21 protein-coding genes and 3 tRNA genes are annotated in these 24,491 nt (G+C 55.9%); 13 read left to right on the top strand and 11 right to left on the bottom strand.

What is annotated here, in order from left to right:
- Positions 1-599: 599 nt before the first annotated feature.
- The gene (gene argA / locus PGR09_RS11540; protein ID WP_430916159.1) at positions 600-1,931 is read right to left on the bottom strand and encodes an amino-acid N-acetyltransferase; all 1,332 of its coding nucleotides are present in this window, start codon (positions 1,929-1,931) and stop codon (positions 600-602) included.
- Between the two features lie 226 nt (positions 1,932-2,157).
- On the opposite strand from argA, the gene amiC reads away from it, so the two are divergent.
- Positions 2,158-3,411, top strand: coding sequence for an N-acetylmuramoyl-L-alanine amidase AmiC (gene amiC / locus PGR09_RS11535; RefSeq protein ID WP_015703319.1), 1,254 nt, complete (start codon positions 2,158-2,160; stop codon positions 3,409-3,411).
- A gap of 86 nt (positions 3,412-3,497) precedes the next feature.
- Here amiC and PGR09_RS11530 read toward each other — a convergent pair.
- The 3 genes from PGR09_RS11530 to PGR09_RS11520 all read right to left on the bottom strand — a co-directional run bounded on the left by PGR09_RS11530 (position 3,498) and on the right by PGR09_RS11520 (position 3,818).
- Positions 3,498-3,574, bottom strand: a tRNA-Met gene (locus tag PGR09_RS11530).
- A 45-nt stretch (positions 3,575-3,619) separates the two neighbouring features.
- Positions 3,620-3,696 (bottom strand) — tRNA-Met (locus tag PGR09_RS11525).
- 45 nt (positions 3,697-3,741) lie between these two features.
- Positions 3,742-3,818: transfer RNA gene (locus tag PGR09_RS11520), tRNA-Met, on the bottom strand.
- A 212-nt stretch (positions 3,819-4,030) separates the two neighbouring features.
- Here PGR09_RS11520 and mltA point away from each other — a divergent pair.
- Together mltA and tcdA are read left to right on the top strand one after the other, a co-directional pair.
- A complete protein-coding gene (mltA, locus tag PGR09_RS11515) occupies positions 4,031-5,128 on the top strand; it encodes a murein transglycosylase A (RefSeq protein WP_045377497.1) in 1,098 nt (365 codons plus the stop codon).
- Positions 5,129-5,207: 79 nt separating this feature from the next.
- Positions 5,208-6,017: a tRNA cyclic N6-threonylcarbamoyladenosine(37) synthase TcdA gene (gene tcdA, locus PGR09_RS11510; protein WP_045397631.1), complete on the top strand. Its 810-nt coding sequence runs from the start codon at positions 5,208-5,210 to the stop codon at positions 6,015-6,017.
- Positions 6,018-6,094: 77 nt separating this feature from the next.
- Here tcdA and csdE read toward each other — a convergent pair whose 3' ends face one another.
- Complete coding sequence (gene csdE, locus PGR09_RS11505) at positions 6,095-6,526, bottom strand: cysteine desulfurase sulfur acceptor subunit CsdE (RefSeq protein WP_047044222.1); 432 nt, start codon at positions 6,524-6,526, stop codon at positions 6,095-6,097.
- The gene (gene csdA / locus PGR09_RS11500) at positions 6,526-7,731 is read right to left on the bottom strand and encodes a cysteine desulfurase CsdA (RefSeq protein WP_320483158.1); all 1,206 of its coding nucleotides are present in this window, start codon (positions 7,729-7,731) and stop codon (positions 6,526-6,528) included. The genes csdE and csdA overlap by 1 nt, the downstream gene beginning before the upstream one ends.
- A 432-nt stretch (positions 7,732-8,163) precedes the next feature.
- Between csdA and gcvA the strand changes: the two genes are divergently transcribed.
- From gcvA to rlmM, 3 genes are read left to right on the top strand one after another with little or no spacing between them, the layout of a single operon-like run.
- Complete coding sequence (gene gcvA / locus PGR09_RS11495) at positions 8,164-9,081, top strand: glycine cleavage system transcriptional regulator GcvA (protein WP_015369945.1); 918 nt, start codon at positions 8,164-8,166, stop codon at positions 9,079-9,081.
- A 43-nt stretch (positions 9,082-9,124) separates the two neighbouring features.
- The gene (locus PGR09_RS11490; RefSeq protein WP_015369946.1) at positions 9,125-9,520 is read left to right on the top strand and encodes a DUF423 domain-containing protein; all 396 of its coding nucleotides are present in this window, start codon (positions 9,125-9,127) and stop codon (positions 9,518-9,520) included.
- Entirely contained in the window at positions 9,513-10,613 is a 1,101-nt protein-coding gene (rlmM, locus tag PGR09_RS11485) for a 23S rRNA (cytidine(2498)-2'-O)-methyltransferase RlmM (protein WP_015369947.1), read from the top strand. Before PGR09_RS11490 ends, rlmM begins: the two co-directional genes overlap by 8 nt.
- Before the next feature lie 42 nt (positions 10,614-10,655).
- Here rlmM and xni read toward each other — a convergent pair whose 3' ends face one another.
- From xni to queF, 5 genes are all read right to left on the bottom strand, one after another.
- The gene (xni, locus tag PGR09_RS11480; RefSeq protein ID WP_316422582.1) at positions 10,656-11,414 is read right to left on the bottom strand and encodes a flap endonuclease Xni; all 759 of its coding nucleotides are present in this window, start codon (positions 11,412-11,414) and stop codon (positions 10,656-10,658) included.
- 152 nt (positions 11,415-11,566) lie between these two features.
- The gene (locus PGR09_RS11475) at positions 11,567-12,934 is read right to left on the bottom strand and encodes an L-serine ammonia-lyase (protein WP_015369949.1); all 1,368 of its coding nucleotides are present in this window, start codon (positions 12,932-12,934) and stop codon (positions 11,567-11,569) included.
- A gap of 66 nt (positions 12,935-13,000) precedes the next feature.
- The gene (locus PGR09_RS11470; RefSeq protein ID WP_316422580.1) at positions 13,001-14,290 is read right to left on the bottom strand and encodes an HAAAP family serine/threonine permease; all 1,290 of its coding nucleotides are present in this window, start codon (positions 14,288-14,290) and stop codon (positions 13,001-13,003) included.
- 493 nt (positions 14,291-14,783) lie between these two features.
- A complete protein-coding gene (gene ppnN / locus PGR09_RS11465) occupies positions 14,784-16,151 on the bottom strand; it encodes a nucleotide 5'-monophosphate nucleosidase PpnN (protein ID WP_045397613.1) in 1,368 nt (455 codons plus the stop codon).
- A 112-nt stretch (positions 16,152-16,263) separates the two neighbouring features.
- Positions 16,264-17,109 carry an NADPH-dependent 7-cyano-7-deazaguanine reductase QueF gene (gene queF / locus PGR09_RS11460; protein ID WP_047044232.1) on the bottom strand — a complete coding sequence of 282 codons (846 nt, stop codon included), beginning with the start codon at positions 17,107-17,109 and terminating at the stop codon, positions 16,264-16,266.
- Positions 17,110-17,177: 68 nt separating this feature from the next.
- On the opposite strand from queF, the gene syd reads away from it, so the two are divergent.
- The 7 genes from syd (at position 17,178) to gudD (ending at position 24,454) form a co-directional block, all read left to right on the top strand.
- A complete protein-coding gene (syd, locus tag PGR09_RS11455) occupies positions 17,178-17,723 on the top strand; it encodes a SecY-interacting protein (RefSeq protein WP_430916158.1) in 546 nt (181 codons plus the stop codon).
- Between the two features lie 631 nt (positions 17,724-18,354).
- The gene (locus PGR09_RS11450; protein WP_049059456.1) at positions 18,355-18,684 is read left to right on the top strand and encodes a YqcC family protein; all 330 of its coding nucleotides are present in this window, start codon (positions 18,355-18,357) and stop codon (positions 18,682-18,684) included.
- Positions 18,684-19,478 (top strand): tRNA pseudouridine(65) synthase TruC, encoded by a 795-nt coding sequence (truC, locus tag PGR09_RS11445; protein ID WP_045397602.1) that lies wholly within the window; start codon positions 18,684-18,686, stop codon positions 19,476-19,478. The genes PGR09_RS11450 and truC overlap by 1 nt, the downstream gene beginning before the upstream one ends.
- A gap of 5 nt (positions 19,479-19,483) precedes the next feature.
- Positions 19,484-19,927 (top strand): flavodoxin, encoded by a 444-nt coding sequence (locus PGR09_RS11440; RefSeq protein WP_015369957.1) that lies wholly within the window; start codon positions 19,484-19,486, stop codon positions 19,925-19,927.
- Positions 19,928-20,400: 473 nt separating this feature from the next.
- Positions 20,401-21,753: an MFS transporter gene (locus tag PGR09_RS11435; protein WP_045397599.1), complete on the top strand. Its 1,353-nt coding sequence runs from the start codon at positions 20,401-20,403 to the stop codon at positions 21,751-21,753.
- Between the two features lie 2 nt (positions 21,754-21,755).
- Positions 21,756-23,096 carry an enolase C-terminal domain-like protein gene (locus PGR09_RS11430; RefSeq protein WP_213293098.1) on the top strand — a complete coding sequence of 447 codons (1,341 nt, stop codon included), beginning with the start codon at positions 21,756-21,758 and terminating at the stop codon, positions 23,094-23,096.
- A 17-nt stretch (positions 23,097-23,113) separates the two neighbouring features.
- Positions 23,114-24,454 (top strand): glucarate dehydratase, encoded by a 1,341-nt coding sequence (gene gudD, locus PGR09_RS11425; protein WP_045397593.1) that lies wholly within the window; start codon positions 23,114-23,116, stop codon positions 24,452-24,454.
- The last annotated feature ends 37 nt before the right edge of the window (positions 24,455-24,491 follow it).

Raw genomic sequence — 24,491 nt, 5'->3', positions numbered from 1 at the left:
GAAAGCGCCAGGTTAATAATAGATAATACAGTGATGGGAACCAGTAGATGTAATCCATCTTCCGTAAAATTGTAGGGCGCGAGGCTGTATTTAATATGTGTAATCAATATTATTAACCATGGGTATATAGCAATGATGGAAACAACCGTCTGAGATCTATTAATAATCCAACTATCAGAGTTATGCATCATTCATCATGTTTATCAATAATGTGTTGTTTTTTTATTCTTTAGGAAGGAGCATAGCGTTGATGCAGTGATAAAGATATACCTCGGCATTAAACCAGGAATAAAGCCCGGATGCTGAAGATTTGTCACTGCTGCGGCGGTGATAGAACAAAATGACTATCCTGAAGGCGTGGGATATGCCTATTTGCAATCGGGTAGCCCGGATAAGGCGCAAGCCGCAATCCGGGAATCCTCCCCCGGTGGCGCTTACGCTTACCGGGGCTACCAACCGACTACCGAACCGTAGCCCGGATAAGGTGCAAGCCGCAATCCGGGAATCCTCCCCCGGTGGCGCTTACGCTTACCGGGGCTACCAACCGACTACCGAACCGTAGCCCGGATAAGGCGCAAGCCGCTATCCGGGGGGATCCGTCAGCCCAGGTCTGCCATCAATACCTTCGAACGGCGCTGATAGTTGTACAACTGTTTTTTACTCTCCGGCAGCAAATCAATATCCACCGGGGTGAAGCCGCGTTCCTGGAACCAGTGAATACTACGGGTGGTCAATACAAATAGCTTGCTGAGCCCCATCTGCTTCGCCTGGGCGGCGATCCGGCTCAGCAGTACCTCGCCGCGTGACGAACTACGGTAATCCGGATGCACCGCTACGCAGGCCATTTCGCCGATTTTCTCTTCCGGGAATGGATAGAGCGCGGCGCAGGCGATGGTGGTGTTATCGCGCTGGATGATGGTGAATTTATCTATCTCCATTTCCAGCTGTTCGCGCGAGCGGCGCACCAGAATGCCTTGCTGCTCCAGCGGGCTGATAAGATCGAGGATGCCGCCGATATCGTTAATGGTTGCCCGGCGGATCTGCTCGGCGCTTTCCATGACGATCTGCGTACCGATACCGTCACGTGAGAACAGCTCCTGCAGCAGCGCGCCATCTTCCTGATAGCTAATTAAATGGCAGCGACGCACCCCGCTGCGGCAGGCTTTCACCGCCCCGCGCAGGAAGCGTACGGTGCCGGAATTATAATCTTCTTCCGCTTCCAGCTCCTCTACCCGCGCCTGCGCCTCGTTAGGGAACAGTTCGGAAACGATCTCGCCATGCTGGTCGTAGACCCCCTGCGACGAGCAGAAGCCGATCATCTTTTCAGCTTTCAGCTTTACCGCCAGCTGGGTGGCTATCTCTTCAGAAGTGAGGTTGAAGCTCTCGCCGGTGACGGATACCGCGACCGGGCCCATGAGCACGATTGCGCCGCTGTCCAGTTGGCGATGAATGGCTTCTTCGTCGATGCGGCGAATACGGCCGCTGTGGCAGTAATCCACGCCATCATCGACCCCAAGAGGTTGAGCGATAATAAAATTGCCGCTCACCACGTTGATATGCGCCCCCTGCAGGGGCGTATTGCCGAGGCTCATCGACAGGCGGGCGGTAATTTCTAACTGCAGCATACCGGCGGCCTGCTTAACCAGCTCAAGGGTTTTGGCGTCGGTGACGCGGGTTTGCTTGTGGTAAACCGGCTCGTGGTGGTGTTCCGCGAGATTAGCGTCAATTTGCGGACGCGCGCCATAGACCACCACCAGGCGAATACCGAGGCTATGCAATAAGCCAATGTCATTGACTATGCTGGAAAAGTTATCGTGCTCGATGGCTTCTCCGCCCAGCATGATGACAAACGTTTTTCCCCGGTGCGCGTTTATATAGGGAACAGAATGGCGGAATCCCTCGACCAGTTCAGTGCGACGCTCCTTCACCATGACAAACCCTCAATGCATGATTATTCGTAATAAGTGTATTTTTATTCTGTTTTGCTTCGTGGCGCAACCCCTAATTTGTCACTAATTTGCGAAAACATTGTGACAAAACCTTGGGTGTCAAAGTTTGTTTACCCTTTTATAGATGACAGGTTATGCGGCTTTGGTTAAAGTTTCCGGTCAATCTGTTCATTTTGGCTTCAAACGCGTTTTTTTGCTTGGGAGTGGCATGTCGGGATACAAGTCGGGATTAAGCCGCCGTCGTTTTTTACAAGGGGCGGGCGCCATGTGGTTAATGAGTGTGAGTCCGGTCGGTTTGGCCGCCGCCGCGCAGGTTGTCGCGGTGCGTATCTGGCCGTCGTCGACCTACACCCGCGTCACGGTGGAATCCAATCATGTACTGAAATATCGGCAGTTTGCGTTAAGCAATCCTGAGCGAGTGGTGGTTGATATTGAAGGCGTTAACCTGAACTCGGTCCTGAAAGGGATGGGCGGGCAGATTCGCGACGACGACCCGTATATTAAATCCGCGCGCGTGGGCCAGTTCGACCCGCAAACCGTGCGGATGGTGTTTGAACTGAAACAAAACGTCAAGCCGCAGCTGTTTGCGCTGGCGCCGGTCGCCGGTTTTAAAGAGCGTCTGGTGATGGATCTTTATCCCTCTACGGCCACCGATGTGCAGGATCCGCTGCTGGCGCTGCTGGAAGATTACAACAAAGGCGATCTGGAACGTCAGGTACCGCCGGCAGAGAGCGGGCCGCAGCCGGGGAAAGCCGGGCGCGATCGTCCTATCGTTATCATGCTCGATCCCGGCCATGGCGGTGAAGACTCCGGCGCGATTGGTAAATACCGTACTCGTGAGAAAGACGTGGTGCTGCAGATTGCCCGTCGATTGCGCGCGCTCATTGAGCGTGAAGGCAATATGAAGGTCTTTATGACCCGTAACGAAGACGTGTTTATTCCCTTGAAGGTGCGCGTCGCCAAGGCGCAGAAGCAGCGTGCCGACCTGTTCGTTTCGATTCACGCCGACGCCTTTACCAGCCGTCAGCCGAGCGGCTCTTCGGTGTTCGCGCTCTCGACCAAGGGCGCTACCAGTACCGCCGCAAAATACCTCGCGCAAACGCAGAACGCCTCGGACTTAATCGGCGGGGTCAGCAAGAGCGGCGATCGTTACGTTGACCACACCATGTTCGATATGGTGCAGTCCCTGACCATCGCCGACAGCCTGAAATTTGGTAAAGCGGTGCTGCAAAAAATGGGCAATATTAATAAGCTGCATAAAAATCAGGTGGAGCAGGCGGGCTTTGCGGTACTGAAAGCGCCGGATATTCCTTCGATTCTGGTCGAAACGGCCTTTATCAGTAACGTTGAAGAAGAGCGTAAACTGAAGACCGCGAAATTCCAGCAGGAAGTGGCGGAGTCGATTCTGGCGGGGATCAAAGCCTACTTTGCCGATGGGGCGACGTTGGCCAGACGCGGATAAAAAAATAGCGCCTTCGGGCGCTTTTTTTGTAGCGGTATCTACGGACGACAGAAACAAAAAAACACCCTTGAGGGTGTTCATTGTATTGGTTGCGGGGGCCGGATTTGAACCGACGACCTTCGGGTTATGAGCCCGACGAGCTACCAGGCTGCTCCACCCCGCGTCCGTGTTTACTCTTCCATCGAGTAAATTTGCTTCTGATTGTAATTGGTTGCGGGGGCCGGATTTGAACCGACGACCTTCGGGTTATGAGCCCGACGAGCTACCAGGCTGCTCCACCCCGCGTCCGCGTCTACTCTTCCATCAAGTAGATTTACTTCAGATTTTAATTGGTTGCGGGGGCCGGATTTGAACCGACGACCTTCGGGTTATGAGCCCGACGAGCTACCAGGCTGCTCCACCCCGCGTCCGTGGAAGCGCACTATACTCCGCTAGCGTTCTGATGCAACCTTTTTTCGTAGAAATCGTCAATTTTGTAAAAAATGGCGACTAAGTAGACAGTGATGGGCGGATTTTTACACAATTTGGGCTGCAGCTCGCTTTCGCGCATTTCATTAGCCGCATGGGTTTGTTATCTTCATCACGCACTAAGGCTTAGCAGCAATAAAGAAGAGATACCATGAAAGGACGTTGGGCAAAATATGTAGCGACGGGGGCGATGTTGGCGATGCTCGCCGCCTGTTCCTCGAAACCGACCGATCGCGGTCAGCAATATAGTGATGGCAAGTTTACCCAGCCGTTTTCATTGGTAAACCAACCTGATGCGGTAGGCGCGCCGATTAACGCCGGCGACTTCTCCCAGCAGGTTGGTCAGATTCGTAGCGCCTCTCCGCGTCTCTATAACAGCCAGAGCAGCGTTTATAACGCGATTCAGGAGTGGCTGCGTTCCGGCGGCGATACCCGCACGTTACGCCAGTTTGGTATTGATGCCTGGCAGATGCAGGGGGCTGATAACTACGGCAACGTGCAGTTTACCGGCTACTACACCCCGGTCGTACAGGCCCGCCACACTCGCCAGGGCGAGTTCCAGTATCCTATTTACCGTATGCCGCCGAAAAACGGCAAGCTGCCTTCCCGCGCCAGCATCTATGCCGGAGCGCTCAGCGATAACTACGTGCTGGCCTACAGCAACTCGCTGATGGATAACTTCATCATGGACGTTCAGGGCAGCGGCTATATCGATTTCGGCGACGGTTCGCCGCTTAACTTCTTCAGCTACGCCGGGAAAAACGGCTGGCCCTACCGTAGTATCGGTAAAGTGCTTATCGACCGCGGCGAAGTGAAGCGGGAAGATATGTCGATGCAGGCGATCCGGGAATGGGGCGAAAAGCATAGCGAAGCGGAAGTCCGCGAGCTGCTGGAACAGAACCCATCTTTCGTCTTCTTTAAACCGCAGTCCTACGCGCCGGTGAAAGGGGCCAGCGCGGTACCGTTGATTGGCCGCGCGTCGGTCGCCTCTGACCGTTCGATTATTCCGCCGGGAACCACCTTGCTGGCCGAGGTGCCTCTGCTGGATAATAACGGTAAGTTTAACGGTCAGTACGAGCTACGCCTGATGGTGGCGCTGGATGTCGGCGGGGCGATTAAAGGCCAGCACTTCGATATCTACCAGGGCATTGGCCCGGATGCCGGTCATCGCGCCGGTTGGTATAACCACTATGGCCGCGTGTGGGTGCTGAAAAACGCGCCAGGCGCCGGTAGCGTCTTTAGCGGTTAACGTTTAAACGTCCGTATGTTTCTAACCCGGATCCGCGTAACGCGCCGGATCCGGGGTCTCTACTTTATTCTGAGGTTTTATGTCTGTAGTAATCAGCGATGCCTGGCGCCAGCGGTTTGGCGGCACGGCGCGTTTATATGGCGAAAAGGCGCTGCAGTGTTTTGCCGATGCGCATGTCTGCGTGGTCGGCATCGGCGGCGTCGGTTCATGGGCGGCGGAAGCGCTGGCGCGAACCGGGATTGGCGCGATTACGCTGATTGATATGGATGATGTTTGCGTCACCAATACCAATCGCCAAATCCACGCCCTTGGCGGTAACGTTGGGCTGGCGAAAGCGGAAGTGATGGCCGAGCGTATACGTCTGATTAACCCGGAGTGCCGGGTTACGGTGATCGATGATTTCATCACGCCGGAGAACGTGGCGGAATACCTGGGAGCGGGCTTTAGCTATGTTATCGACGCTATCGATAGCGTCAGGCCAAAAGCGGCGCTGATCGCCTGGTGCCGTCGTTATAAAGTGCCGTTGGTGACGACCGGCGGAGCCGGCGGTCAAATCGATCCGACGCAGATCCAGGTGGCTGATTTGGCGAAAACTATTCAGGATCCGCTGGCGGCGAAACTGCGTGAACGGCTGAAAAGCCAGTTCGGCGTAGTGAAGAATAGTAAAGGAAAGCTGGGCATCGATTGCGTCTTCTCGACCGAAGCGTTGGTCTACCCGCAGGCGGATGGCAGCGTCTGCGCAATGAAAAGCACGGCGGAAGGGCCGAAGCGGATGGATTGCGCCTCCGGTTTTGGCGCGGCGACCATGGTGACGGCGACTTTTGGTTTTGTCGCCGTATCCCATGCGTTGAAGAAGATGTTGGCGAAAGCGCAGCGTCAAGGGGGATAGCCTGAGGGACTTTTTCCGGACGGCGCAGAAACGTAGCCCGGCTCAGCGTAGCGCAAGCCGGGAAGACGGCGTTTGAATTAGCCCTCGCGGGCGGCGGAGAGCACCGCGTCGCTTAGCGCCTGCAGCCCCTGGGTGCGCGAGGCGCTAAGCTGCCCGCGCAAACCCAGCTCATCGAATAGCGCCAACGGATCTTTCGCTAAAATCTCAGCGGCGCTTTTTCCTTCGCAGGCGGCTAACAGCACCGCCAGCAGGCCGCGCACGATACGCCCTTCGCTATCGCCAAAGAAGTGCATCTTGCCCTCGGCATCAACCTGATACCCGAGCCAGACGCGGTTTTCGCAGCCGGCGATCTCTTTCGCCTGCGTCCGCTGGGCGTCCGTTAATGGCGGCAGTTTCTTACCCACTAAAATCAACTGGCGGTACTTATCTTCCCACTGAGTCAGCGGGGCGAAGGTCTGGCGCAGCGTCGCTTCGCTGAGCGCGGCGCTTAAAGGTTGCGAGGTCATCATTAATCCACCAGTATTTCCAGCGCGCGGTCGATAGCGTGCACCAGCGCATAAACATCATCTTGCGTATTGTACGGCGCGAATGAGGCGCGCAGCGTACCGCTGACGCCTAATGCCGCCAGTAGCGGTTGCGCGCAATGCTGCCCGGCGCGCAGCGCAATGCCGGACTCCGCCAGCAGCGTAACCATATCGCTATGGTGTACGCCCTTGAAATCAAAGGCCAGCAGGCTCGAATCTTGACAGCGGAACGAACGAAAACCGGGCCGCTTTGCCAGCTCGTCTTCCGCAAGCGTCGCCAGGCTACGGCTCCAGTTTTCCGCCTGTGCAAGATCGATTTCCTGCAGCCATTCCAGCGCGGCGCTGAGGCCGATAACGCCGGCGACGTTGGGCGTCCCGGCTTCAAGCCTCCAGGGGGCGGGCTGGGTTTTAAAACCATCGAATGAGACTTCAGTAATCATTTTGCCGCCGCCGAGCCATGGCGACATCTCCGCCAGCAGGTCGCTTTTGCCGTATAGCGCGCCAATACCCGTTGGTCCATACAGCTTGTGGGCGGAGAAGGCATAAAAATCGATATCCAGCGCCTGCACGTCGGCCGGGAAGTGCACCGCGCCCTGCGCGCCGTCAACCATCACTATCATTCCCGCCTGATGGGCGAGAGCAATGGCACGCTGCAGGTCGGGGCAGCCGCCGGTGACGTTAGACATCTGGCCAATCGCCAGCACCCGGCTGCGTGAAGAGATAAGCGAAGGGAGTTGCGCGATATCCGGCAGACGATCGGCGCCCAGCGGCAGCTTGACCACCCGCGCGCCGGTTTGTTCGGCAACCATCAGCCACGGTACCAGGTTGGCGTGGTGTTCGGCTTCGCTGACGATTATTTCATCACCAGGATGCAGGCGCGGGCGCACGTAGCTCTGCGCGACCATATTGATAGCTTCGGTGGTGCCGCGGGTCCAGACGATATCTTTGCCGGAAGGGGCGTTAAGCCAGCCTGCGACGCGTTCGCGCGCCGCCTCGTAGCGCTCGGTAAGACGCTGGGCGGCGGCAAACTGGCTGCGGTGGACGTTGCCGGCGCTCAGGCGATAAAACTGGTCGCTGGCATCGATTACGGCCAGCGGTTTTAGCGCCGTCGCCGCGCTATCCAGATAGACGCCGGCATCCGCCAGGGCTGGAAACTGGGCGCGGAAGTGGGCGGGATTGAATGCGTTCATGGAATTCCTCATATCGATATCACGATCGTCGCGCAAATTCCCCATTAGGGCAAGGCTGGTGATAGCGAGGAGGCGGGGAGAACGGTGATTTTTCGGCAAAAAAAAGCACCGCGCATTGCGGTGCTACATTAAATCACTATGGACAGACAGGGTAAATGTACAGGAAGTGAAAAGGTAGCCTTGCTACCATGGTCTGCAAACCCAGACCAATTGCAAACACAACAACACAACATCACAACCGTAAGCCAAAAGCTTGTTGGAACACGCATTCCAAAAAAAGCTTTTCGTTCCGGCTCAGGAAGTGCCGCCACTATAGGTATTTGCTGGTAGAACCTCAACGGACAATTTATAATGGCTCAGATAAAAAAAACTAATAGGTTAACTGTTGTTTCCTATTTGTTAAAACTCGTTAACATCTCAGTCAGAATAACCATGTCGAAGCGATTACCACCTCTGAATGCATTACGTGTTTTTGATGCAGCCGCACGTCATCTGAGCTTCACTCGCGCAGCCGATGAGCTTTTTGTGACGCAGGCCGCAGTAAGTCACCAAATCAAGTCACTAGAGGACTTTCTGGGCCTGAAGCTGTTTCGTCGACGCAATCGCTCGCTGCTGTTAACGGAAGAGGGGCAAAGCTATTTTCAGGATATTAAAGAGATTTTTTCGCAGCTCACCGAAGCGACGCGTAAACTGCAGGCGCGCAGCGCGAAAGGGGCGCTAACTGTTAGTTTATTGCCCAGTTTCGCCATTCAGTGGCTGGTGCCGCGACTCTCAAGCTTTAACTCAGCTTATCCGGGGATCGACGTGCGGATCCAGGCGGTGGACCGTCAGGAAGATAAACTGGCCGACGACGTCGACGTGGCGATTTTCTATGGCCGCGGCAATTGGCCGGGGTTGCGTGTTGAAAAACTGTACGCCGAATATTTACTGCCGGTTTGTTCGCCATTGCTGTTAACCGGCGACAAAGCGTTGAAAACGCCTGCAGATCTGGCGCAACATACGCTGTTACATGATGCCTCTCGCCGCGACTGGCAAACTTATACCCGGCAACTGGGTCTAAATCATATCAATGTGCAACAGGGACCGATATTCAGCCACAGCGCGATGGTGCTGCAGGCGGCAATCCATGGACAAGGCGTCGCACTGGCCAATAACGTTATGGCCCAGTCCGAAATTGAAGCAGGCCGTTTGGTCTGCCCGTTTAATGATGTTCTGGTCAGTAAGAACGCGTTTTACCTTGTTTGTCATGACAGTCAGGCTGAACTGGGTAAAATAGCCGCTTTCCGCCAGTGGATTTTAGCGAAGGCGGCGAGCGAACAAGAAAAATTCCGCTTTCGTTACGAACAATAACGGCCTGATGACCAGGCGTTAACTGACTTTGTAGGGTATCAACATGACCAGCCGTTTTATGCTGATTTTTGCCGCCATCAGCGGCTTTATCTTTGTGGCTCTGGGCGCCTTTGGCGCACACGTATTAAGTAAATCGCTGGGTGCGGCCGAAATGGCCTGGATCCACACCGGCCTTGAGTATCAGGCGTTTCATACGCTGGCGATTTTAGGCCTGTCTGTCGCCATGCAGCGGCGGATAAGCATCTGGTTTTACTGGAGCAGCGTGTTTTTGGCGCTGGGAACCGTGTTGTTCAGCGGCAGCTTATATTGCCTGGCGCTGTCGCATTTACGCCTGTGGGCGTTCGTTACCCCGGTAGGCGGCGTCTGCTTCCTTGCCGGTTGGGTATTAATGTTAATTGGTGCAATTCGTCTGAAACGTAAGGGCGTTGTTCATGAATAAGGTTGTCCTCTATTGTCGCCCCGGGTTTGAGAAAGAGTGCGCAGCAGAAATTACCGATAAGGCAGCCCGCCTTGAGGTATTCGGTTTTGCCCGGGTCAAAGACGACTCCGGCTATGTGATTTTTGAGTGCTATCAACAGGGCGACGGCGAGAAGCTGGTGCGCGATCTGCCGTTTAGCTCGCTGATTTTCGCGCGCCAGATGTTCGTCGTTGGCGAACTGCTGCGCGACCTGCCGCCGGAAGACCGCATCACGCCGATCGTCGGCATGCTGCAGGGCGTGGTGGAAAAGGGCGGCGATCTGCGCGTTGAGGTCGCGGATACCAACGAAAGCAAAGAGCTGATGAAGTTCTGCCGCAAGTTCACGGTGCCGCTGCGCGCGGCGCTGCGTGAAGCTGGCGTGCTGACTAACTATGAAACGCCTAAGCGTCCGGTGGTGCACGTGTTCTTTATCGCACCCGGCTGTTGCTATACCGGCTACTCCTTTAGCAATAACAACTCGCCGTTTTATATGGGGATCCCGCGCCTGAAGTTCCCTTCCGATGCGCCGAGCCGTTCGACGCTGAAGCTGGAAGAGGCATTTCACGTCTTCATTCCGGCGGATGAGTGGGACGAGCGTCTGGCGAATGGCATGTACGCGGTGGATCTCGGCGCCTGCCCGGGCGGCTGGACCTATCAGCTGGTGAAGCGCAACATGTGGGTCTCTTCGGTCGATAACGGCCCGATGGCGCAGAGCCTGATGGATACCGGACAGGTGACCTGGCTACGTGAAGATGGCTTCCGCTATCGTCCGAACCGCAACAACATCTCGTGGATGGTGTGCGACATGGTTGAGAAACCGGCGAAAGTGGCGGCGTTAATGGCCCAGTGGCTGGTGAACGGCTGGTGCCGTGAGACCATTTTTAACCTCAAGCTGCCGATGAAAAAGCGCTATGAAGAGGTGTCGCAAAACCTGGCCTATATCCAGGCGCAGCTTGATGAGCACGGTATTAACGCGCAGATTCAGGCCCGTCAGCTGTATCACGATCGTGAAGAAGTGACCGTGCACGTGCGTCGCCTGTGGGCGGCGGTCGGCGGCCGCCGCGACGAGCGCTAATCAGCGCTCAGCAGCCCCGGTCACGCATCAGCACGGCCGGGATCACGCGGATGGCAACCTAAGCTGTTGCAGGTTGCCATCGAGCTGTAAGTCCGTTTGCAGGCGGGCGATTTCCCGGCAGGTAAACGCCATCTCTTTATGCTCTTCAAGCTTCTTACGCCACTTCTCCGGCACATCCGCAAGCCGCGCGTAGATGCCTTCTAAATCCTGATAATCCGTTAACAGCTGCGCCGCGCTTTTCGGCCCAATTCCGGCAACGCCCGGTACTTTCGAACTGCTAATCCCCGCCAGACCCCAGTAGTCCGGCAGTTGCTCCGGCGTCACGCCGAATTCATTGGCGATAAACGGCGCATCCAGCCAGCGTTTCTGGAAATAATCGCGGATGCGAATGGTCGGCGACAGCAGCTGACAGTAGCCTTTATCGGTCGAGACAATGGTAGCCTGATGCCCGGCCTGGGCAACTTTAACGGCGAGCGTGGCCGCCAGATCGTCCGCTTCGCTGCCGGGCAGCGCCCAGCAGCGTATTCCGCGCTGTTCAAAAGCCGCCCGCAGCGCCGGCATTTCCGCTTCCAGCGTTTCCGGCATCGGCGCGCGCCCGGCTTTATATTCCGGCAGCCGCTGGTGGCGCCAGCCGTGAGCGCGGTCTTCATCGTCGAACACCGCCACGGCATGCGTCGGCAGGCTGTGGACGATAAGCTGTTCAAGGGCGTGCAGGCAGGTATCCGCGCAGGGGGAACCCTGCACCGCATGAATACGGCGGATCAGGTTGAGCGCGTCGACAATTAACAGATGAACAGCCACAAGATATCTCCCTTTGTTCTCAGGCTATAAGGGTAACATCGGTGGCAATACGAGGCTATTGGTAGAGCGAAGTTCGGGAAGCAGGCTCGCAGAATGAGCCAGGGCTGGAGGAGAGTTGGCCCGACATGCCGAAGCGTGCCGGGCCAGAGGCGTTAATCGCAGGCGACGATTTTCATCGCCAGGCCGCCGCGAGAGGTTTCGCGGTACTTGGCGTTCATATCTTTGCCCGTTTCATACATGGTCTCGATAACCTTATCGAGGCACACGCGCGGTTCGCTGGTACGGCGCAGGGCCATACGCGCGGCGTTAACCGCTTTGACCGCCGCGATAGCGTTACGCTCGATGCACGGTACCTGCACCTGGCCGGCAACCGGGTCGCAGGTCAGGCCGAGGTTATGTTCCATACCGATTTCCGCGGCGATGCACACCTGGGCCGGGCTAGCGCCCAGCAGCTCCGCCAGACCGGCCGCCGCCATCGAGCAGGCCACGCCGACTTCGCCCTGGCAGCCAACTTCGGCGCCGGAGATAGAGGCGTTCATCTTATACAGCGAACCAATGGCGCTGGCGACCAGCATATAGCGGGCCAGAGAGTTAGCGTTCACCTTGCGGATAAACTTGTCGTAGTAGGCCAGTACCGCCGGAACGATACCGCAGGCGCCGTTAGTTGGCGCGGTGACGACACGCCCGCCGGCGGCGTTCTCTTCGTTTACCGCCAGCGCGAACATGTTGATCCAGTCCACTACCGCCATTGGGTCGCTGTTGGTATTGTCCTGGCTCACCAGCATACGGCGCAGGGCGGCGGCGCGGCGCGGAACGCGCAGTTTGCCCGGGAGCACGCCTTCAGTGGTGATACCGCGCTCAATACCGGCGCTCATCACTTCCCATACCGCGGCGAAGTGCTGTTCCAGCTCTTCTTTGCTGTGCAGCGCCAGCTCGTTCTGCATCATCAGCCCGGAGAGCGACAGGCCGGTTTCATTGCAGTGTTTCTGCAGATCGGCGGCGTTTTTGTACGGATAAGGTACAGCAACCGGCGCTTCGGTGGTCAGGCCGAAGTGCTCTTCATCGACGATAAAGCCGCCGCCGATGGAGTAGTAGGTCTGGCTGTAGAGCACCTTGTCGCCGCCCAGCGCGGTAATGCGCATGCCGTTCTCATGCAGAGACAGGTTGTCGGCATGGAAATTCATGCACTGGTCGACAGGGAACTCGACTTCGTGCTGGCCGTTCGCCAGCAGCAGGCGGCCGTGGGTATTAACGTCCTGGATAAAGCCCGGGATCGCGTCGATGTCGACGGTATCCGGCAGATTGCCGGCCAGCCCCATGATAATGGCGATATCGGTATGGTGGCCTTTACCGGTCAGGGAGAGAGAGCCGTAAACGTCAACGACGACTTTGCTGACGTCAGCCAGCAGGCCGCGCGCAATCAGGTCGTCAGTGAATTGTTTGCCCGCTTTCATCGGTCCAACGGTATGGGAGCTGGATGGGCCAATGCCGATTTTGAAAATATCGAATACGCTGATCATGATGTATTCCAGTACTGTCGGAAAGCGCGCCGCCGTTAAGCGGCGCGAGGGGAGGTCTTAAAAGAATTAGCTGAACAGAGAGTAGAAAATCGCGGAGATGGCAATCAGGCCCATAATCACAACGAAGACGTTGCTGATGTGGCCGCTGTATTTGCGCATGGCCGGAACTTTCTGGATTGCGTACATCGGCATCAGGAACAGGATCATCGCGATAATCGGACCGCCCAGGGTCTCAATCATGCCGAGGATGCTCGGGTTCAGCGTTGCCACAATCCAGGTGGTGACCAGCATAAACAGCGCGGTCAGCTTGTTCAGTTTGTTGATTTCGATGGTTTTGCCTTTGCCGCGCAGAGACTTAATCACCATGCCGTTGAAACCTTCACGAGCGCCCAGGTAGTGGCCGAGGAAGGATTTGGTGATAGCGATCATCGCGATGATCGGCGCCATCCAGGCGATAACCGGTGCGTTAAAGTGGTTCGCCAGGTAAGACAGAATCGAGATGTTCTGCTCTTTCGCCGCCGCCAGGTCTGCCGGAGACAGGCTCAGTACGCAGCTGAAGACGAAGAACATAACGGTCAGCACCATCATGATGTGAGCGCGCGCCAGGATGCTGGAGCATTTCTTCTCTGCGCCTTCGCCGTATTCTTCACGCTTCGCTACCGCGAAGGAGGAGATGATCGGCGAGTGGTTAAAGGAGAAGACCATCACCGGGATCGCCAGCCACAGGGTCATCAGCAGACCGTTACCGGTTGTTGACGCGCTGCTCAGCGACAGGGTTTCCAGCGCCGCGCCGTTCCACTGCGGGATCAGGTACAGAGCCAGGATCATCAGCGCGATAACGAACGGGAACACCAGGATGCTCATTGCCTTAACGATCATCTGCTCGCCGAAACGAACGATGGTCATCATGCCGACAATCAGGATCAGCGACAGAATGGCGCGCGGCGGCGGCGTTATGTGCAGCTGGTGCGCCATGAAGCTTTCGACGGTGTTGGTGATCGCCACGCTATAAACCAGCAGGATCGGGTAGATTGCGAAGAAGTAGAGCAGAGTAATCAGTTTACCTGCGCCCACGCCAAAGTGTTCTTCAACGACTTCAGTGATGTCTTCGCCCGGGTTTTTACCGGAAAGCACGAAGCGGGTCATACCGCGGTGTGCGAAGAAGGTCATCGGGAAGGCCAGAATCGCCATGATAATCAGTGGGATCATACCGCCGACGCCGGCGTTGATTGGCAGGAACAAAACGCCCGCGCCGATCGCCGTGCCGTACAGGCCCAGCATCCACATGGTATCCGTTTTGCGCCATCCGCTGCGGGTTTCACCCGAAACGATAGTGCTGGTTTGTGTGGTTTCCATCTGTATCTCCTGGAGGAATCAACAAAATCTAGTAAATAAAAACGATTAAATAATATGAAATTCGCTGCTTTACGGTTTTTTAGAAATTTTCTCCGTAACAATTGGGCGGCAAGATACATTTATATGGAAAATACATCAGTGATCGGGATCCCAAATGCAATAATCCACTTTAAACCTGAACGTTTTTAGCCCAACAGTCTGTTTATGGTGATCAGCCAGATAAATGTGGCGCGAAGGCTATCATTTGCAGCACATGAGATAAAAGCTCTGTTACCAAATAACGAGGTTTTTGCTGCAAAAAAGTGATGTAAACGACGTTTTTTCGCCATAATGTTATTTTTATGGTGAATTTTATTGCTCTTTTTGGAAACGCAAACGATTGGCTATGTGGAAACTCTACGAATCATTAATTAGAAAAATTAATTAACTGGAAATTACGGGCGGGAGTGCCCGGGCAGGGGATCGACCGCCGCCCGGGAGAGGTATTACATTATCAGGAGCAGATTTCGTAGCACGGAATGTAGGCGCTGCCGCCCGGAAGCTTCATGCGGTGCTGGGCAACGAAGCCCTGCAGCAGATCGTCCATGCGGCGCATCATTTCCGGATCGCCATGCAGCTTGTAAGGGCCATATTTCTCGATAGCCTGAATACCGACTTCTTTCACGTTGCCGGCGACAATACCGGAGAAGGCGCGGCGCAGGTCGGCGGCCAGTACTTCCACCGGTTGGTCCGGATAAAGTTTGAGATTGGCCATATTGTCGTGCGTTGGCTCAAACGGCATCTGCAGGTCCGGCGAGATACGAATCGACCAGTTGAAGCTATAGGCGTCGTCGGTTTCGCGGCGGCTCTCTTTGACCAATGGCATCGCTTTTTTCATCTGGCGCGCCACTTCAGCGGCATCGTCGATAATAATGCGGTAGTGGCGGCGAGCCGATTCGCCGAGGGTATGAACGATGAACTCGTCCAGCACGCGGAAGTAGTCGGCGCTCTCTTTCGGCCCGGTGAGGATAAGCGGCAGCACCTGCGACTTGTTATCCGGATGCATCAGGATGCCCAGCAGATAAAGCAGCTCTTCCGCAGTACCCACGCCGCCCGGGAAGATGATAATACCGTGGGCGATGCGTACGAACGCTTCGAGACGCTTTTCGATATCCGGCATGATGATCAGTTCGTTGACCAGCGGGTTTGGCGGCTCAGCGGCGATAATGGAAGGTTCGGTCATGCCGATAAAGCGGCTGTCTTTATAGCGCTGCTGGGCGTGGCCGACGGCGGCGCCTTTCATTGGCGCTTCCATGGCGCCTGGCCCGCAGCCGGTGCAGATATTCAGTTCGCGCAGGCCAAGCTGGGTTCCGACGCGGCGCGCGTACAGGTACTCATTTTCATTAATAGAGTGGCCGCCCCAGCAGACAATCATATTCGGCGCTTCGCCGACGTGAAGCGCGCGGGCGTTACGCAGAATCGAGAACACCAGGTTGGTGATGTGAATTGAGCTTTCGAGATCGAGGTTCGGGAAGCGGACGGTGTTGTGGATCTGCCCGTAGACGAACAGGATATCGCGCAGCACGGCAAACAGGTTGGCCTGCAGGGAACGGATAATACGGCCATCGACGAAAGCGTCTTCCGGCGGGTTGATCAGTTCCAGCTTCACGCCGCGTTCGCGGCGCAGCACGTTAATATCGAAGTTTTCAAAACGAGACAGTAACTCCTTGCTGTTATCGGTCAGGCTCCCCGAGTTGAGCACAGCAAGCGAGCAGTTGCGAAAGAGTTGATACAGGTCACTACTGGCGGTGCGTTTAAGCATATCCACTTCCAGCTGTGACAGCATATCCATTGAACCAAGCGGGCTAACGTGTGTAATCAAGTGAACTCCTTACAGGACGATTATCGTCTTCCTGTGATTACAATAGCCCTGGCCGTAGTCTTTCCACAACCTTGCGTACGCGTTAACGCACGCAAAGTGTGAAAAATTTCGCTTATTGCCGCGCCAGACGGCCGGTTGCCGGCACGAATTCACCGTTGCTGCGCCACGGATTGATATCCAGGCCGCCGCGGCGGGTGTAGCGAGCGTACACAGAAAGCGATTCCGGCCGGCAGAAACGCAGCACATCATTAAAGATGCGTTCGACACACTGTTCGTGGAATTCATTGTGATGGCGGAACGACACCAGATAGCGCAGCAGTTTTTCGCGATCGATTTTCGGCCCGCGATACTGAATCTGTACCGAGCCCCAGTCCGGCTGGTGGGTGATCAGACAATTTGATTTCAGCAGATGGCTGACCAGCGTCTCTTCGACGACTTTGCCGCTGGCAGCGTCCTGCAGGTAGTCGGCGTTGAACTGATAGTTATCAATCTCGATATCCTGATCGTCGATGCAGGCGCCGTGCAGATGAGCGATCGGTTGCCCTTCCAGCTCATCCAGGCGGTACAGCGAAACCTTGACCTCGCCCTGGGCGCAGGCGCTGAGATCGCGGGTCAGCGTCGCCTGGACTTCCTGCCAGTCGGCGAAGCGGGTCTGGTTGAAGCTGTTCAGGTACAGTTTGAAGCTTTTCGATTCCACCAGATTGACGGTGGTGTCGCTCAGCTCCACGTAGCCGACGGCGACCTGCGGCAGGCCTTTGCCATTCAGCCACGACAGCTCATACAGCGTCCAGATATCGGCGCCGTGGAATGGCAGATTATCGGCGTGCAGGCCAAGCGGGTCGCGGTTCAGGCTACGCGGCACGCCCTGCAGCAACGAAGCGTCATAGGTATCACGGTAATCCGTTGATTTACCGAGCGTCAGGCCGGCCAGCGCCTGATGATTATCGTAAGAAGACATGTTTCACCATAGTAAAGCGGGTACACTATATGCCAAGTGTATCCTGTCTAACGTGAAGAGAGAAACCGGTGGATCATCAGACCATAGAAGCGCTGCAATCATTTACCCAACGTTACTGCGATGCGTGGCAGCAGCGTTATGCCAGCCTGCCGCGTAGCGAAGACCTTTATGGCATCCCATCTCCCTGTATCAGCGCCAGTGAAGACGATGCCGTTTTCTGGCAGCCGCAGCCGTTTACGTTAGCACGCCATCTCGATGGAGTTGAACGAGCGCTGGAGATTGTGGTACAACAGCCAATTCATAGTTATTATACCACTCAGTTCGCTGGCGATATGCACGCCCGCTTTGCGGCGCAGGACCTTACTTTATTGCAGGCCTGGAGCCCGGATGACTTCCAGCGAGTGCAGGAAAACCTTATTGGTCACCTGGTGGTGCAAAAACGCCTCAAGCTATCGCCGACGCTGTTTATCGCCACGCAGGATAGCGAACTGGAGGTTATTTCGGTCTGCAATCTGAGCGGCGAAGTCATTAAAGAGACGCTCGGAACCCGAAAAAGAGAGACCCTTTCTCACTCACTTGCGAGTTTCCTGAATCAGCTTGAGCCCCTTCTGTAATCCATTTACCCTGGTTGTTTGTGAGAGATCTCTTACAAGACCTGTAAGAGATCGTCATCATTTTCAGCAATTTTAAACGTAAGGATTACATCTAACTTATTGTTATAAAATGATTTGATAATTATATGGTCTTTTAGTCTGGCCACTAATCTTAAGAGATTGTCGTAGTAAGTCTTGTAAGAAGAGGCGGAATCAGTGATCCTATGTACGTCGACAGGGAGTCGCGAAATGAAGAGAACATCAGGATGATGGCTCTTCTGCAGGACCCGCCGGGATGGCGTTGCAAGGACAGGCTTCAGGATGAAGCAAGGATAACGCAGGATTGCGTAATGGACACCTCCAGGATGGAGAACGAGAGCCGCTCAGGATGAACGGTGGATCAGGAAGATCTGGACACACTTAGGGATAAGTTATTTCACATCGGGGTGGTGTGAAAGCAGGATGCGCTAGTTTAAGGATGAACTTGGTCAGGAGACCTCAGGAAAAGTTTTCAAGGACGAGCAGGGAGCACCAATGTAGCTGGAATGCTGCAAAACGAACCGGGAGCACTGTTTATACAGTGCTCCCTTTTTTTATTTCTCTCGCGGATTTGCTATCCTGCGCCCGGTTTACAATTCATCGAGGTTTCCCCATGACCCTTCACGCTAGCGTGCGCGATCGCCTGCACGCCATTGAAGCGCTGCTGCGCGAAACAAACCACTGGCAGGAACAGGCGCCGGATAGCAGCGCTTTCGCCAGCGAACAGCCGTTTTGCCTGGACACGCTCGAACCGCTGGAATGGCTGCAGTGGGTGCTGATCCCGCGTCTGCATCAACTGATCGCCAGCGGTATGCCGCTGCCGCAGAACTTTGCCGTCGCGCCTTATTACGAGATGGCGCTGGATAAAGCTCATCCGGCGCGCGAACCTATCGTAGCCGAGCTACTGCTGCTGGATGCGTTATTCGCGGACGACGACGCCTGATGCTGGAGATCATTTATCAGGACGAGTGGCTGGTGGCGGTGAATAAGCCTTCCGGCTGGCTGGTGCACCGCAGCTGGCTGGACCGCGATGAGAAAGTGGTGGTGATGCAGACCGTGCGCGATCAAATCGGCCAGCACGTCTTCACCGCTCATCGTCTGGACCGGCCGACTTCCGGCGTGCTGCTGATGGGATTATCGAGCGAGGCGGGCAGGCTGCTGGCGCAGCAGTTTGAGCAACACCAGATGCAAAAACGTTATCACGCCATCGTTCGCGGTTGGCTGACTGAAGAGGATGTGCTGGATTACCCGCTGGTGGAAGAGCTGGACAAAATCGCCGATAAGTTCGCTCGTGAGGATAAAGGCCCGCAGCCGGCGGTGACCCACTATCGCGGCCTGGCAACGGTAGAAATGCCGGTCGCCACCGGCCGTTACCCGACCACCCGCTACGGGTTGGTGGAGCTGGAGCCGAAAACCGGACGTAAACATCAGCTGCGTCGTCATTTGGCCCATCTGCGCCATCCGATCCTCGGCGACAGCAAACATGGCGATCTACGGCAAAACCGCAGCGCCGCTGAACATTTCGGCTGCAATCGTCTGATGCTGCACGCCAGCCAGCTGTCATTAACGCATCCCTTTACCGGCGAGCCGCTAACGATTCGCGCGGGTCTGGATGACGTCTGGATGCGCGCGCTGTCGCAGTTTGGCTGGCGCGGGCTTCTCCCGTTAAATGAAAGGGTTGAGTTTGCCGACGACAGCGGTCAGGATGAGAGTATCGCGGATAATCCAGGGAGATAATCACTATGGCAGAAGTCGGAATTTTTGTCGGCACAATGTACGGAAACTCGCTGTTGGTCGCCGAGGAGGCGGAAGCCATTCTGAGCGGGCTGGGGCATAAAGCGACGGTATTTGAGGACCCGGAAGTGAAAGACTGGGAATCCTATACCGGCAAGTACGTGCTGGTCGTGACGTCGACCACCGGGCAGGGCGATCTGCCGGACAGTATCGTTCCGCTGTATGAAGGCATTAAAGATATGTATCAGCCGCATCTGCGCTACGGCATTATCGCGCTTGGCGATAGCACCTACGCTAATTTCTGCGGCGGCGGTAAAACCTTTGATGCGCTGCTGCAGGAACAGGGCGCGCGACGTATCGGCGAGATGCTCACCATCGACGCCAGCGAAGACCCGGAACCGGAAAGCGTTTCCAATCCTTGGGTAGAAGCGTGGGCGAAACTGCTCGACTAATCCTATTAAGAACGCCCTCTCCCTACGTAGAGGGCGCGCTTAAGCTGCCAGTGGCCGGATAAACGGTCAGGCTTATCTTAACGTTCTCCATTCCTCCCGGCTTCGGGCATGTGCCTGATAACCATGCCATCGCTATGGCTTTTTTCTTTGCGTTTCCCCGGCGTCAAGAGAGGCGATTCACACTCTGAAGGTTATATTGCCCATCTTCCTCTAAGCAGGCGACGGTTTTCCATTTCCGTGAACTACTCCCCACAACCTTAGGCATGCGCCACAAACTAACGCAGTTCCGCCCGCTAAAGCTGTGTATATGCACGGTGAGCCCGTCGAGGCCTCTTTTTATACTTTTCCTGCCAGTGACAAAAGCAGTACGCCAGATATAACGAAAAAAAACACTAACACGTCATTCTGATTACCCTACAGGTTGTGCTGTTCAGAATGAACGTAGCTAAACGCTATGATTCAGGAGTACAACAATGAGTTCATTAAGTCAGGCTGCGAGCGCCGCTGAAAAGCGCACCAATGCTCGCTATTGGATAGTGGTGATGCTGTTTATCGTCACATCCTTTAACTATGGCGACCGTGCGACGCTGTCGATCGCCGGTTCTGAAATGGCCAGGGATATCGGCCTCGATCCTGTTGGCATGGGTTACGTTTTCTCCGCGTTTTCATGGGCCTATGTGATCGGACAGATCCCCGGTGGCTGGCTGCTTGACCGCTTTGGTTCTAAACGCGTCTATTTCTGGTCCATCTTTATCTGGTCCGTGTTTACCCTGCTGCAGGGCTTCGTGGATATCTTTAGCGGTTTTGGCATTATCATCGCGCTGTTTACCCTGCGCTTCCTCGTCGGCCTTGCCGAATCGCCCTCGTTCCCGGGCAATAGCCGTATTGTGGCCGCCTGGTTCCCGGCGCAGGAGAGAGGGACGGCGGTATCGATTTTTAACTCCGCGCAGTATTTTGCTACCGTTATTTTCGCGCCGATTATGGGGTGGTTGACCCATGAAGTGGGCTGGTCGCACGTATTCTTCTTTATGGGCGGACTGGGTATTGTCATCAGCTTCGTGTGGCTGAAAGTGATCCACGATCCGAATAACCATCCAGGCGTGAACCAGAAAGAACTGGACTACATCGCCGAAGGCGGCGCGTTGATCAACATGGATCAAAAGAGCAGTGCGCAGAAGGTGCCTTTTAGCGTAAAAATGGGCCAAATCAAGCAGCTGATTGGCTCGCGAATGATGGTCGGGATCTATATCGGTCAGTACTGCATCAACGCCTTAACCTACTTCTTTATCACCTGGTTCCCGGTTTATCTGGTGCAGGCGCGCGGCATGTCGATCCTTAAAGCGGGCTTTGTCGCCTCGATTCCGGCGGTGTGCGGCTTTGTCGGCGGGGTGTTGGGCGGGATTATTTCCGACTGGTTGATGCGCCGTACCGGCTCGCTGAATATTGCGCGCAAAACGCCGATCGTGCTGGGCATGCTGTTGTCCATGACCATGCTGATGTGTAATTACGTGAATGTGGAATGGATGATCATCGGCTTTATGGCGATGGCCTTCTTTGGTAAAGGCATCGGCGCGCTGGGCTGGGCGGTAATGGCGGACACCGCGCCGAAAGAGATTAGCGGCCTGTCCGGCGGTCTGTTCAACATGTTCGGCAATATTTCCGGCATCGTAACCCCTATCGCTATCGGCTATATCGTCGGCACCACCGGCTCTTTCAACGGCGCGCTGATTTACGTCGGTATCCATGCGCTGGTGGCGGTTCTCAGCTACCTGGTGCTGGTGGGCGATATCAAACGTATCGAACTTAAACCGGTTGCGGGGCGTTAATCATGAATACCCAATCCAGCCCAATCGTTACCGAAATGAAGGTGATTCCGGTCGCCGGGCACGACAGCATGCTGATGAATATCGGCGGCGCGCATAACGCCTGGTTTACCCGCAACATCGTGGTGTTAACCGATAACGCTGGCCATACCGGCGTCGGCGAAGCGCCCGGCGGCGAAGTCATCTATCAGACGCTGGTGGAGGCGATTCCGCAGGTAGTTGGGCAGGAAGTCGCTCGCCTCAACCGCGTGGTGCAGCAGGTACATAAAGGCAACCAGGCGGCGGATTTCGACACTTTCGGCAAAGGCGCATGGACCTTCGAATTGAAAGTCAATGCGGTGGCGGCGCTGGAAGCCGCGCTGCTCGACCTGCTTGGCAAGGTGTTGAATGTCCCGGTCTGCGAACTATTGGGGCCGGGCAAACAGCGTGATGCGGTGACCGTGCTGGGCTACCTGTTCTATATCGGCGACCGCGAAAAAACCGATCTCGGATACCTTGAGCGGACGCCAGGCAACCACGAATGGTATCGCCTGCGTCATCAGCAGGCGTTGAATAGCGACGCGGTGGTGCGACTGGCGGAGGCGGCTCAGGATCGCTACGGTTTTAAAGACTTTAAGCTAAAAGGCGGCGTATTACCTGGCGAGCAGGAGATCGACACCGCTCGCGCGCTGAAAAAACGCTTCCCTGACGCGCGCATTACCGTCGATCCGAACGGCGCCTGGCTGTTGGATGAAGCTATTATGCTGTGCAAAGGGCTGCAGGATGTCCTGACCTATGCCGAAGATCCGTGCGGCGCGGAACAGGGCTTTTCCGGCCGGGAAGTGATGGCCGAGTTCCGTCGCGCAACCGGGTTACCGGTGGCGACCAACATGATAGCCACCAACTGGCGCGAGATGGGGCATGCGGTGATGCTCAACGCCGTCGATATTCCGCTGGCTGACCCGCACTTCTGGACGCTCTCTGGCGCGGTGCGGGTGGCGCAGCTGTGCGATGACTGGGGGCTGACCTGGGGCTGCCACTCGAACAACCATTTTGATATCTCGCTGGCGATGTTTACCCACGTCGGCGCCGCGGCGCCGGGCAAGCCGACCGCTATCGATACCCATTGGATTTGGCAGGAGGGCGATTCGCGCCTGACGCAAAATCCGCTGCAAATTATCAACGGCAAAATCGCCGTGCCAGACGCGCCGGGACTCGGCGTGGAGCTGGACTGGGAACAGGTGCATAAAGCTCATGAGGCCTATAAGGCGCTGCCTGGCGGCGCGCGTAATGATGCGGGCCCGATGCAGTACCTGATTCCCGGTTGGACATTCGACCGTAAACGCCCCGTTTTCGGCCGTCATTAATTAAAAAGGATTACGTCATGACTACATCATCTTCAACGCCAATTGTGACCGCTATGCAGGTTATCCCGGTCGCCGGGCATGACAGCATGCTGATGAACCTGAGCGGCGCGCACGCGCCGTACTTCACCCGTAATATCGTTATCATCAAAGATAACTCCGGGCATACCGGCGTCGGCGAAATTCCCGGCGGCGAAAAGATCCGCCAGACGCTGGAAGACGCCGCGCCGCTGGTAGTGGGGAAAACGCTGGGCGAGTACAAAAATGTGCTGAATGCCGTGCGTAACCAGTTTGCCGACCGCGATGCCGGCGGCCGCGGCCTGCAAACCTTCGATCTGCGCACCACTATTCACGTGGTGACCGGGATTGAAGCGGCGCTGCTGGATCTGCTGGGCCAGCATCTGGGCGTGAACGTTGCTTCTCTGCTTGGCGACGGCCAACAGCGGAGTGAAGTCGAAATGCTGGGCTATCTGTTCTTCGTCGGCAACCGCCACGCGACGCCGCTGGCTTATCAAAGCCAACCGGATGAGCAGTGCGACTGGTACCGTATTCGTCATGAAGAGGCGATGACGCCGGAGGCGGTAGTTCGCCTGGCGGAGGCCGCTTACGAAAAATATGGCTTCAATGACTTTAAACTGAAGGGCGGGGTACTGGCCGGTTTTGAAGAAGCCGAAGCTATTAGCGCGCTGGCGAAGCGTTTCCCTGGCGCGCGCGTGACCCTCGACCCGAACGGCGCCTGGCTGCTGGATGAAGCCATCCAGATAGGCAAGCAGCTGAAAGGCGTACTGGCCTATGCGGAAGACCCATGCGGCGCTGAGCAAGGTTTCTCCGGCCGCGAAGTGATGGCCGAATTCCGTCGGGCGACCGGGCTGCCGACCGCAACCAACATGATTGCCACCGACTGGCGGCAGATGGGCCATACGCTGTCGTTACAATCGGTGGATATTCCGCTGGCTGACCCGCACTTCTGGACCATGCAGGGATCGGTGCGCGTGGCGCAAATGTGTCATGAATTTGGCCTGACCTGGGGGTCGCACTCTAATAACCACTTCGATGTGTCGTTGGCGATGTTTACCCATGTGGCCGCGGCGGCGCCGGGTAAAATTACCGCTATCGATACCCACTGGATCTGGCAGGAGGGCAACCAGCGTTTGACCAAACAGCCGTTTGAAATCAAAGGCGGTATGGTGCAGGTACCGACGACGCCAGGTTTGGGGGTTGAGCTGGATATGGACCGCGTGATGCAGGCTAATGAGCTATATAAGAAACATGGCCTGGGCGCTCGTGATGACGCCATGGCGATGCAATATTTAATCCCGAACTGGACCTTTGATAACAAACGTCCTTGCATGGTTCGCTAAGATAACGCCGACCCTGTTGGGGTCGGCAACTGCCGGT

Origin of the sequence: Klebsiella sp. 141251 (genome assembly GCF_050600725.1) — a bacterium.
GTDB classification, from domain to species: Bacteria; Pseudomonadota; Gammaproteobacteria; order Enterobacterales; family Enterobacteriaceae; genus Klebsiella; species Klebsiella aerogenes.
The sequence above is the reverse complement of the archived record's forward strand: the minus strand, read 5'-3'. Positions and strand labels throughout refer to the sequence as shown.

Coding starts and splice junctions, on each gene's coding strand:
- argA (WP_430916159.1), bottom strand. CDS start 1,931: ATGGTGAAGGAGCGTCGCACTGAACTGGTCGAGGGATTCCGCCATTCT.
- amiC (WP_015703319.1), top strand. CDS start 2,158: ATGTCGGGATACAAGTCGGGATTAAGCCGCCGTCGTTTTTTACAAGGG.
- mltA (WP_045377497.1), top strand. CDS start 4,031: ATGAAAGGACGTTGGGCAAAATATGTAGCGACGGGGGCGATGTTGGCG.
- tcdA (WP_045397631.1), top strand. CDS start 5,208: ATGTCTGTAGTAATCAGCGATGCCTGGCGCCAGCGGTTTGGCGGCACG.
- csdE (WP_047044222.1), bottom strand. CDS start 6,526: ATGATGACCTCGCAACCTTTAAGCGCCGCGCTCAGCGAAGCGACGCTG.
- csdA (WP_320483158.1), bottom strand. CDS start 7,731: ATGAACGCATTCAATCCCGCCCACTTCCGCGCCCAGTTTCCAGCCCTG.
- gcvA (WP_015369945.1), top strand. CDS start 8,164: ATGTCGAAGCGATTACCACCTCTGAATGCATTACGTGTTTTTGATGCA.
- PGR09_RS11490 (WP_015369946.1), top strand. CDS start 9,125: ATGACCAGCCGTTTTATGCTGATTTTTGCCGCCATCAGCGGCTTTATC.
- rlmM (WP_015369947.1), top strand. CDS start 9,513: ATGAATAAGGTTGTCCTCTATTGTCGCCCCGGGTTTGAGAAAGAGTGC.
- PGR09_RS11475 (WP_015369949.1), bottom strand. CDS start 12,934: ATGATCAGCGTATTCGATATTTTCAAAATCGGCATTGGCCCATCCAGC.
- PGR09_RS11470 (WP_316422580.1), bottom strand. CDS start 14,290: ATGGAAACCACACAAACCAGCACTATCGTTTCGGGTGAAACCCGCAGC.
- queF (WP_047044232.1), bottom strand. CDS start 17,109: ATGTCTTCTTACGATAATCATCAGGCGCTGGCCGGCCTGACGCTCGGT.
- PGR09_RS11450 (WP_049059456.1), top strand. CDS start 18,355: ATGACCCTTCACGCTAGCGTGCGCGATCGCCTGCACGCCATTGAAGCG.
- truC (WP_045397602.1), top strand. CDS start 18,684: ATGCTGGAGATCATTTATCAGGACGAGTGGCTGGTGGCGGTGAATAAG.
- PGR09_RS11440 (WP_015369957.1), top strand. CDS start 19,484: ATGGCAGAAGTCGGAATTTTTGTCGGCACAATGTACGGAAACTCGCTG.
- PGR09_RS11435 (WP_045397599.1), top strand. CDS start 20,401: ATGAGTTCATTAAGTCAGGCTGCGAGCGCCGCTGAAAAGCGCACCAAT.
- PGR09_RS11430 (WP_213293098.1), top strand. CDS start 21,756: ATGAATACCCAATCCAGCCCAATCGTTACCGAAATGAAGGTGATTCCG.
- gudD (WP_045397593.1), top strand. CDS start 23,114: ATGACTACATCATCTTCAACGCCAATTGTGACCGCTATGCAGGTTATC.